Origin of the sequence: Liquorilactobacillus sp., from assembly GCF_047719775.1 — a bacterium.
Classification (GTDB): domain Bacteria; phylum Bacillota; class Bacilli; order Lactobacillales; family Lactobacillaceae; genus Liquorilactobacillus.
Genome location: NZ_JBDNTS010000015.1, coordinates 58,088 through 68,272 on the forward strand (window position 1 = coordinate 58,088; position 10,185 = coordinate 68,272).

General features: G+C 30.7%; 10 protein-coding genes and 1 pseudogene. 9 read left to right on the top strand and 2 right to left on the bottom strand.

What is annotated here, in order from left to right:
- The first annotated feature begins 148 nt into the window (after positions 1–148).
- A complete protein-coding gene (locus tag ABF682_RS08865; protein ID WP_415619576.1) occupies positions 149–391 on the top strand; it encodes a helix-turn-helix domain-containing protein in 243 nt (80 codons plus the stop codon).
- A gap of 533 nt (positions 392–924) precedes the next feature.
- On the opposite strand, the gene ABF682_RS08870 is transcribed toward ABF682_RS08865, so the two are convergent.
- A complete protein-coding gene (locus tag ABF682_RS08870) occupies positions 925–1,392 on the bottom strand; it encodes a hypothetical protein (RefSeq protein ID WP_415619577.1) in 468 nt (155 codons plus the stop codon).
- 409 nt (positions 1,393–1,801) lie between these two features.
- Positions 1,802–2,362: a sigma-70 family RNA polymerase sigma factor gene (locus tag ABF682_RS08875; protein WP_415619578.1), complete on the bottom strand. Its 561-nt coding sequence runs from the start codon at positions 2,360–2,362 to the stop codon at positions 1,802–1,804.
- A 205-nt stretch (positions 2,363–2,567) separates the two neighbouring features.
- Here ABF682_RS08875 and ABF682_RS08880 point away from each other — a divergent pair, with 205 nt between their 5' ends.
- The 8 genes and pseudogenes from ABF682_RS08880 to ABF682_RS08915 all read left to right on the top strand — a co-directional run.
- Positions 2,568–3,320, top strand: coding sequence for a hypothetical protein (locus ABF682_RS08880; protein ID WP_415619579.1), 753 nt, complete (start codon positions 2,568–2,570; stop codon positions 3,318–3,320).
- A gap of 259 nt (positions 3,321–3,579) precedes the next feature.
- Positions 3,580–4,253: pseudogene (locus ABF682_RS08885) on the top strand (sugar transferase).
- Positions 4,254–4,426: 173 nt separating this feature from the next.
- Positions 4,427–5,584, top strand: coding sequence for a beta 1-4 rhamnosyltransferase Cps2T (gene cps2T / locus ABF682_RS08890; RefSeq protein ID WP_415619580.1), 1,158 nt, complete (start codon positions 4,427–4,429; stop codon positions 5,582–5,584).
- A 34-nt stretch (positions 5,585–5,618) separates the two neighbouring features.
- A complete protein-coding gene (locus ABF682_RS08895) occupies positions 5,619–6,698 on the top strand; it encodes a glycosyltransferase family 4 protein (RefSeq protein WP_415619581.1) in 1,080 nt (359 codons plus the stop codon).
- A 23-nt stretch (positions 6,699–6,721) separates the two neighbouring features.
- The gene (locus ABF682_RS08900) at positions 6,722–7,924 is read left to right on the top strand and encodes a hypothetical protein (RefSeq protein ID WP_415619582.1); all 1,203 of its coding nucleotides are present in this window, start codon (positions 6,722–6,724) and stop codon (positions 7,922–7,924) included.
- A 39-nt stretch (positions 7,925–7,963) separates the two neighbouring features.
- Positions 7,964–8,794: a glycosyltransferase gene (locus tag ABF682_RS08905; RefSeq protein ID WP_415619583.1), complete on the top strand. Its 831-nt coding sequence runs from the start codon at positions 7,964–7,966 to the stop codon at positions 8,792–8,794.
- Positions 8,795–8,822: 28 nt separating this feature from the next.
- Positions 8,823–9,455: a CatB-related O-acetyltransferase gene (locus tag ABF682_RS08910; RefSeq protein ID WP_415619584.1), complete on the top strand. Its 633-nt coding sequence runs from the start codon at positions 8,823–8,825 to the stop codon at positions 9,453–9,455.
- Positions 9,448–10,185 (top strand): DUF4422 domain-containing protein (locus ABF682_RS08915; RefSeq protein WP_415619585.1); only part of this gene is annotated, 738 nt, incomplete at its 3' end. The genes ABF682_RS08910 and ABF682_RS08915, both read left to right, overlap by 8 nt.

The window sequence follows — 10,185 nt, forward strand, 5'->3', positions numbered from 1 at the left end:
TTAGAGATGATGATAAGAAGTAGTTTACTAAGCACTGGGACATCTTTATCCTAGTGTTTTTTAAATCTGTTTTCAATTTATAGGGTCGGTAACTAAGAAAATTTATACTTTTAAGTGTAAGATGAATTAGGGCTTTGATCGCCCAGAATTGTATTCTGTTAATTGGTTCTCAATATGTTGGAACTTTGGGGCAACCAGATTTGTTTGGAATCAGATGTTGGAGATGCAAAGCAAGCGTTATAAGAACAATAAAGATTCTAGGTTCTTAAATGGTTTTGCAATGAACTTCTTATTAAGGAAATTAAAAACAGAATATTCATGGTTAATCCATACGCAGCTAGATAGAGATATAAATACAAGTAAAAATATATTAAAACTTGATTTGGGCTAAACCTTAGTAAATAGAGTAAACCGCTGTCGAATACTGAAATGTATGAGATAAGTTATGCTTGTTCCTAGAAGCTTGGTACTTTAATGCCGATGTAATCACATGAAATATATTCAACTTGATAAATTAGGCTCTCTAGATTAATTTCTAGGGAGACTTTTTTTGTACATAAAAATAGACCCTCAGAGAGTTAAGTCTGAGAGTCCATGAGTGATGTGGATTGTTCAAGTCCACTAAGATGTGATAATCTTGACCTATTACTATTTCCAACTAAATGATAACATTTTCTATATTTAATATCTAGTGTCTGATAGCCTGATCAAGGCTACAGTAAAAGACCGTTCATCTTTAGTAACACTGTATGCTAAGAGGTGTTATTCTTGACCTTAACAATTTCCGCTTCTTTAGTCATCCAACTATTTATCGTTTATTTGATATTTAAAAAGGATGATAAGAAGTAGTTTACTAAGCACTGGGATATCTTTATCCTAGTGTTTTTTAAATCTATTTTCAATTTATCAAAAGTCGATTTTTGATTAGGCCTCTTTGAGATGCTTAATGAATTGACTTCGATTGGGATACTTCTTTTTTAAATCTAATAGGCAATTTTTAATTTCTACATCCTTATCTATGTCCCAACCATCGGCTTGTGGATCTTTGTAATAATGAATGGGATTTCTGGTACCTTTAAAAGGTTTATTGATCCATCTATCATAAATTGGGTCACCAGGAGTTAAAGGTGTACCTTCAAAGTAATATCGATTATCCGATTTTGGATATTCTTTAATATCATGGATCTTGGCTACTAATTTTACTGAGCCGTTAAAAATTAATGCTACATATGACTCAAATAAAGCTCGCTTACCGAGCTTCCATATCCCCAAGTTATGTTCCCAAAGTTCTTTTGCAGTAGCAGTGAATGAATAGCCAACCCATTCGATAGGAGTTATATTTGGATAATCAAGTTTGGTTTCCTGTTGACTAGATAAAGTAATAAATATCATTAATTTTCCTCCAAATAAGTCTAATCTTTTCTTTTCTGTTACGTATCCCTTTTTGTTTCTAATGAAAATTATAGCACATTGAGTTTGAAAAATTATTATGTAATAAGTTTTCAAAAAAATTTGTGGATTTAATCATGCAAAATAATAATCTACTCTTTGAGTATTTTTACAATCTTAGATCAAAAAATGAGGGGGTGGGTCAAAAGTTAAATTTTGATTCAGTTCCTCTACTTATTCCGTATAAACGTGTTTCATAAGTCAAAATTCTCCGTCTAACTTCGAATTACTCATAGCAAAGTGCTTGCTATGAGTAATTTCGAGTTAGTACTCAAATTTTCCCGACTTATGGCACACTCCTTCTTATTTTTTGTAGACATAGATTAGGCTTTGACTGATATTTTATTTAAAATCACCGCTCAATAATTTTCTTCGCCTTATCAATCACTCCAGCGCGCCACTTATAGATGGATTGCCTAGATACACCCAACATCTGCGCCATCTTGGTTATGCTCATACCTGCAACACGATTCGCAAGATACGCTTGTTCCTGCATTGAGCACTTCTCCCAGAGCCCTTGGAAGAATGCACTGGCAAGGATCTCACCTTCGAAGTTCAAAGCAAGTGGGTCTGGATGTACGAACTCTTGCCCGGAATCTGAATCACCTGCAACCACTAGTGACAGAGGTTCACAGTGTGCTTGCTGTCTAACTTCTTTGCGAATACAGTCGAGCAGGCGCCACTTAATTCGGCGAAATGCATATGGACCGAATAACTCTAGGTCTTCATGTGAATGTGTTGCAAAGAAGGTCTCGTAAGCATCAACGTATAATAAGCAGCCCTCTTGGTATAGATCCTGATAATCACTTCTAGAAGGTGCAATTCCCAGACTTTTTAGTACTCCATGGATTAGCTTTGTATTGTTGTCTTGTAACAGATGCTTAAATGCAAAAGTGGATATCTTATCATTCATTTTTGAATCACTCCAGTTGATTTGAATTGATTCAAGGCCTTAAATCATCTTCAGAGTACACAAAAATACTGATTTTAGTAACATAGAAGAAATGGTTAAATAGGTAGATTAAAATTAATATGGTAATTTATTAGAGCAAACTTTATAATAGAAGCAGAGCAATGTAAGCGATAACAAAAACGAAAAAGGGTAGAGGGGACAGCAAATGCATCATGAAAAAATTTTATTTCATGGATTCGACCTTGATGAGATTATCTTCAATTCGGAGTTGGATACAAAAGCGGTGATTAATCCGCAAAGTACGCTTTTTGTTCTTAATTGTCTTAATTACAAAAAGCTGGAATGCAAATCAATCTTGGTTGACAAGTACAGGGGGATTGTCAGAACTAACAAGGAGACTAAGAAGTTAATTAATCAATTTGTGAACAATCAGGCAGTTAGCTTCTTGGGAACAAGGATGATGGCACAAAGCAAAGAGGGGCTACCATACGTCTATGGTAGAAAGGTGATAGTACCAATGTCTGGAGCAACGCAGCATTCGACTGATTGGCTGCTGGTAAATAATACGATTGGCGTCGCATTTACAGAGTATAAAAGAAATATGACGATGATCTTCAAAGAGTTCTTAGGTGCACCACTAAAGATGGACTTAATGGTTAACAAGATAGTAGTTAAGCGACAGCTGCGAATAGCTGGAAATATTATGTTGAAGCAATGCGAAGTAGTGGATGAGGTCAATGTTGAATTTCAAGATATTAAACAATCAGATGTCTATAATATTTGTAGACAGTATTCAGATCAGGAATCTGAATGCAGCTCGCTAAAGAATGAGTTGGATTGGGGAGTCCATTATATTATTGAATCTGTGCTCAAGCATGTTCTAGGTGATGATGTATCAGGGGGATTAGTTGCAGAGATTGCGAAGGATATTAAGAGAAAAAGCAGGGAAATCATCTAATGTTAAACCAAAATTTTTTTACCAACGGAGGTAGAAAAAAAGTAAGTCAAATGATATTTGTTAGATTAATGTAAAACACAAGATAAACGGATAACATATTACTACAATATGTTATTTTTTTGTTCAATCACAAGCGTTAGTAGACTTTATGATTTTTTCTATGATTTTTTGGGTATTCTAATTTACTTAAATATGTGTATAATTAAAATGTAATTGTTCTTCTGTTAGACAGCTTATTTTAGAAGGGGGAGTCGTAGGTGTGAATGATGATTTACAAGGAATTAGTTTCAGTAATAGCAGGATTCTTGATCGTGAGAAACTCAGAAGTCGTCATCTATACCATTTCTGTAAGAGAATCACAGATATGGTGTTAAGTGCCTGCGGGTTGGTAATATTATCTCCAGTGCTTCTAGCAGTTGCTGGAGCCATTATGAGGAAAAGGGCGGCACAGTTATTTATAGGCAGCAGCGTATGGGTAAGAATGGTGAATCATTCTCAATATACAAGTTCCGCTCAATGTGCATGGATGCCGATAAGAAGCTTGAAGAGTTGAAGCAGCTCAATGAAGTTGAGGGTGCGATGTTCAAGCTGCATAATGATCCTCGGGTTACCAAGATTGGCAAGTTACTTAGAAGAACGAGTCTTGATGAATTACCACAATTATACAATGTCCTAAAGGGTGACATGAGTCTTGTAGGCCCACGCCCCCCATTGCCTAATGAGGTTGCGCAGTATTCTGAATACGACAAGCAGCGTTTGCTGGTTGTACCAGGCTGTACTGGTCTGTGGCAAGTGAGTGCTAGAAATGAAGTTGGATTCCATGAGATGGTGGAATTGGATCTGCAATATATACAAAAAAGCGGCTTATTGTATGATTTGGCATTAATCTTAAAAACAATAAAAATAATGATAGTTCCGAATGGGGCATATTAGAGAAGGCAGAATTTATGAAGATAGCAGTATCAGGAACTGGATATGTTAATTAAGCAACACTAGAGTTTACGGCAGCTAGTGATTATGGGGTAATTAAGACAAAAAGACAGTAAATTTTGGTTGATGATTACAGATATGGGACAGAAAAATAATTTTTAGACTGGAGAGTTCTTGTGAAAGATATATTCATAGTTGGATCTAAAGGAATTCCTGCTAAATATGGTGGATTTGAGACCTTTGTGGACAATCTTGTGGTACGTCAGGTTGATAAAAATATTAAGTATCATGTAGCATGTATGGTTTCAACAAAAAACGTAAAAAATTATAATTATTATGGAGCACATTGTCAGGAGATTGCTGTTCCTAATATTGGAGGAGCTAAAGCAATTCTTTATGATATAAAGTCTTTGAGTTGGTCTTTAGAGACTATAAAAGAAAATAATTTAAAAAATGGTATTGTTTATATTTTAGCTTGTAGAATTGGGCCATTTTTACATTATTATATAAATAAATTTCATAAATATGGTTTTAAAGTATGGGTTAATCCAGATGGAAATGAATGGAAAAGAGAAAAATGGTCAAAGATTGTCAGAGATTACTGGAAGCTGTCAGAGCGATTAATGGTTAAAAATGCGGATTTATTAGTTTGTGACAGTAAGACAATTGAGAAATATATTCATAAAGAGTATGCAGTGTTTAATCCTGTAACCACTTTTGTGGCGTATGGTGCCGATGTTACGAAGTCACAATTATCGGAATATGATAAAAATGTTAAAAACTGGTACGAAAAATACAATATAGATTTAAATAGTTATTTCTTGATTGTTGGGCGTTTTGTACCAGAAAATAATTTTGAAGCTATGGTAAAAGAATTCATGGATAGTAATGTTCAAAATGATTTAGTTATTGTAACTAATGTAAAAAAAAATAAATTCTATGAAAAATTGAGAAATAAAACAAATTTTGAAAGTGATCCACGTATAAAATTTGTTGGAACTGTCTATGATCAACAGTTATTAAAATTTATTAGAGAACATGCCTTGGCTTACGTACACGGACATTCTGTTGGTGGAACCAATCCTTCACTCCTAGAGTCATTGGCAAGTACAAAGATAAATTTGCTTTATGATGCTGGTTTTAACCGTGAAGTGGGGGAAAATGGGGCATTATATTGGACAAAAGAAAATAAAAGTTTAAGCGCCTTGATAGAAAAAATAGTCAAAAATCCAGGAGAATTTGTTTCTGTTTCGAAAAAAGCAAAATTACGCATACATGAGGAATACTCTTGGAATTATATTATTGATCAATATGAAAGCAAGTTTAAAAAATAATAAACAGGATAAAATTTTGAAGGAGAATATTATAGTGAAAATTTTAAGCATAACAAACATGTATCCTTCCAAGAATTATCCAAATTATGGTGTTTTTGTTAAAAATTTCAATGAACAACTTGAAGAGCAGGGAATTTCAGTTAAAGTTATAAAAATAGAAAAAGCAAATTTTAGATTCAAAAAAATTTTAAATTATTTTGAATTGAATTTTTTTACTTTCTTTTACATAATTTTAGGTGATTATGATTATATTTATGTACATTATCCTGCTATGACAGGTCTTTCAGTTTTAATAGCAAGAAAAATTAAAAAAAATATAAAAATAATTTCAAATTTACATGGTAATGATTTGATACCAGAAGTCAATTCTGATAAAAAATATATATGGATAACGAAGAAAATAATAAAATATTCAGTTAAAGTAGTAGTTCCCTCATATTACTTTAAAAAGATAGTTGAAACTAATTTTAAAAATAAGGAAATACAAGTTTATCCATCTGGAGGAGTAAATTTAAACATTTTTAAGAATATAAGCAGATTCAAAGCGTGTAGGGCTTTAAAATTAAGCGAAAACTATAGATATATAGGATTTATAAGCAGAATTGAACATAATAAAGGGTGGGATATTTTTTTAAAAGCGTTTAGTAGATTTTCAACTAAAAATTTAAATGTAAAAGCAATAATTGTGGGAGATGGGTTAGAGTATAGAGATATGATGAAATTGATTATTGAATTAGATTTAGAAAATAAGATAATTTTAAGTAAGTTGGTTCCTCAAAATATAGTTAATTTGTACATGAATTCTTTAGATATTTTTTGTTTTCCAACAATGAGAAAAAGTGAAAGCCTGGGTTTAGTTGGCCTTGAGGCAATGGCAACTGGGACAGTTGTTATTGCAAGTGATAAATATGGTCCTTCTTCCTATGTTAAGGAAAGCGAGAATGGTTTTGTTTTTGAAACGGGAAATTTCTTGAGTCTAGAGAAAAAAATATCTGAAGTTTATAACTTGAGTGAAGTGGAAAGAAAGGTAGTTGTGCAGAATGCTTTCAAGACAGCTCAAGAATATTCTGTTGAGGAAATGCATTCTAGATTGAGAAAAATAATGGAAATATAGAAAAATATTATAGAGGATTATTTATGGTGAGAATAAGTAAGAATTTTTTAATATCAGGAACTTTTTTAACTTTGATTTTAAGCTCTATAGCATCAAATTTTATATCAATATTTAGTTATGTAGATGAATTGATTTTATGTTGTAGTTTAGTGTTGTTTTTAATTAGCTTTTCAAGAAACAAAAAAAATAATTATTTTGAAGTATTATTTTCTTTGTTAATATTTTTAATTTATGTAATAGGTTTTTTTTCAAATCTACTTTCCCCTTTTTTTGTTAGTTATTCAGCTATAGCGCTAGATTGTATTCAAACTCTAAAATTCTTTTTGTTCTTTTTAGTTATGTATCATTTTTCAAATGCATCAACAATTCATTATATGATAGAAAAATTTGAAAAAATATCAAAATTATTATTAATTATTTTTTTAACCCTAGTTGTTATTAATCAATTATTTAACATAGGTTTATCAGAAGGTGAAAGATATGGGATTAAGTCTTTTAATTTTTTCTACTCTTTTGCAGGTGATTTTGGTTTCTTAGTAATTTTCTTTTTTTCATTAATTATAATTTCTAGATACAAGCAAAAAACTATTTATTTATTGATTTGCCTGATTTTACTTTTGTCTACAACTAAGTTTCAAATATTAGATTTTATAGTTTTGTTCATAATGTTTACATACTTAGTTAAAAATTCAAAAAATATGGTAATACTTAGTCCGGCTACTTGTTCTATTAGCATTTTAATGCTATGGATAGTTGGAAAGTCACAGATTAATGATTACTTTTTAAATCAAGACCACTACTCACCCAGAAAAATTTTTTTAGAGTATGCCATTGATATTGCAAAGAGACACTTTCCTTTTGGACTAGGATTTGGATCCTATGGCTCAGATGCTGCTAGTAAATTTTATTCTTCGGTATATGTATTTTATGGTTTTGGGAACTTATACGCTCTTGGCCCCCAAGGTGGAGCATTGAATGATAATTATTTTGCTTCCGTTCTAGGTCAGTTTGGTTGGTTGGGATTGTTTATATTGGTAGGAATTTTCATTTTAATGTTAATTAAATGTTTGTCTTTTTCAAATGATGGAAATGTAAAAGCATTGTGCCTATCTTTGATATTAGTTTTTGTCATAGCAGGTTTTGGGAGTGGAACTGTAAGATCAGCGGTTGGTATGTTACTTTTTGGACTTTTAGGTATTTTATTTGCAAGTCAAGAACAGCACTAGCTTGTTAACTATTTTTTACATAAAGAAAGAAGGAGTGAGATGAATTTTTACATAGTAATATTACAATATAATAATTTTATTGACACGAAAAGATGTATTGACTCTCTTTCAAAGTTTAAAAATGAAAATATACAAATTATAGTTGTTGATAATGGTTCTAAAATTGATAATCAAAAAAAATTAATTAGAACTTATGATAAGGTAGAAAGAGTTCATATTATATTGTCGGATAAAAATCTAGGCTTTTCTGCTGGTAATAATTTAGGATATCAATATGCTTTAAGTAAGAGCAGCACAGATTATATAATATTGTTAAATAACGATACAACAATTACTCAAATGGATTTTTTTGAGAAAATATCAGAATTGTATAGTAATGAAAAATTTGCAGTCTGCGGGCCAGATATATATAATCCTATACTAAAAAAACATCAAAGCCCTTTTTTCCCTTCAGGCAGCATCAATAACTTTTTTATGACGATAATAATTTTAAAAAGCATTTTTGAACCAATTTTAAAATATTTTAGAAAAGATCTAAATAATTCAGAAAATTGGATGAGTACTAGTAAAAATAGTTGTACTCATGGGGCTTGTTGGATATTTTCTGAATTATACATTAGTAATTTTCCCAGTGGACTTGATGAAGACATATTTATGTATGGTGAAGAAATTTTATTATCTGTAACTTTACGAAAAAGTAACTTATTACAAATTTACACACCTTTAATCCAAGTAAATCATTTTGAAGGTGGATCTACTTTTCTAAATCATACAACATATTTAAAAAGATATATTTTTAAAGTATCAAATGAAATTAAATCTTTCACTAAAATCAAGAAAAAATTGAAAATGTTTAGTAATAAATATTGATTTTATATCAGGAAGGAGAAGTATAGAGATGCTTAAATTTATTAATAGATTAATTATTAGAATTAGATGGCGTATTAAGAACCAGCATAATAATACTTGGCCTGTGTCAATATTTGATATAAGCAAAGTGAAAGTTGGAGAAAAAACATACGGACCACTAGATGTACAGGACTATGGTGTGAAAGGAGAAATGTTAGAAATTGGAAAATTTGTTAGTATAGCAAATAATGTACAATTTATTTTAGGAGGAAATCATCATATGGATACTTTTACAACGTATCCATTGAAGAAAATGATTTTTAATGAGGTTGAAGCATTTTCTAAAGGAAAGATAATAATTGAAGATGGTGCTTGGATTGCAACAAGTTGTATCGTTCTTTCAGGTGTGACTATTGGGAGAGAGAGTGTAGTTGCTGCTGGTGCAGTTGTTACCAAGTCTGTTCCTCCATATGCAGTTGTCGCTGGAATACCAGCTAAAGTTGTGAGAATGAGATTTAGTCAAGATATTATAGCAAAGCTAGAGCAAGTTGATCTTTCAAGTATTGATGTTTACAACAAAGAAATTGTTAATCTTTTGTACAAAAAGATTAATTCTGGTCAGGATGTAGATGATTTAGTCAGCAAACTATTAAGCATAAGCGAAGGTAATAAAAATGAATAACAGCAATCTTATAATAGTAGTATCACATAAAAATGGGAAAATTGAAGACCATATTCCGTACAAACCAATTTTAGTTGGTAAAAATATTTGTAAGGAAAAAAGTTACTGGCAAGATGATATAGGAGAAAATATAGCAAACAAAAATAGAAATTATTGTGAATTAACTGCACTTTATTGGGTATGGAAAAATCAAAACGATAATTTTGATATTTTTGGATTAAACCATTATCGTAGATTTTTTAAAGGTAGGAATGGGAATACTTTATCTAATAAAGAAATAAATGTTTTTTTAAAGAAATATGATATAATTTTGCCAAAAAAACTTTATTGGAAAAAAACAGTATGTGAGAATTACTACAAAAATGGAAATGGATTCAGGAAAGATCTAATAATTATTCGAGATATTTTGCTTGACAAATATCCTGAATATGTAGAAACGTTTGATTATGTTTTGGGAAAAAATTCGTCTAGTTACTATAATATGTTTGTAATGAAAAAGATAAATTTTAATAATTATTGTACATGGCTTTTTGATATTTTGTTTGAATCTGAAAAGAAAATAGATATAAGTGGGTATGATACCCAGGAAGCTAGAGTATTTGGCTATTTAGCAGAAATTTTAATCAATGTTTGGGTTTTTAAAAATAATATGAAAATAAAATATTTACCGATAAAAAATACAAATTTTTTCTTGTTTAACATTAGAATGGGAATTAGGAATATAATTAAT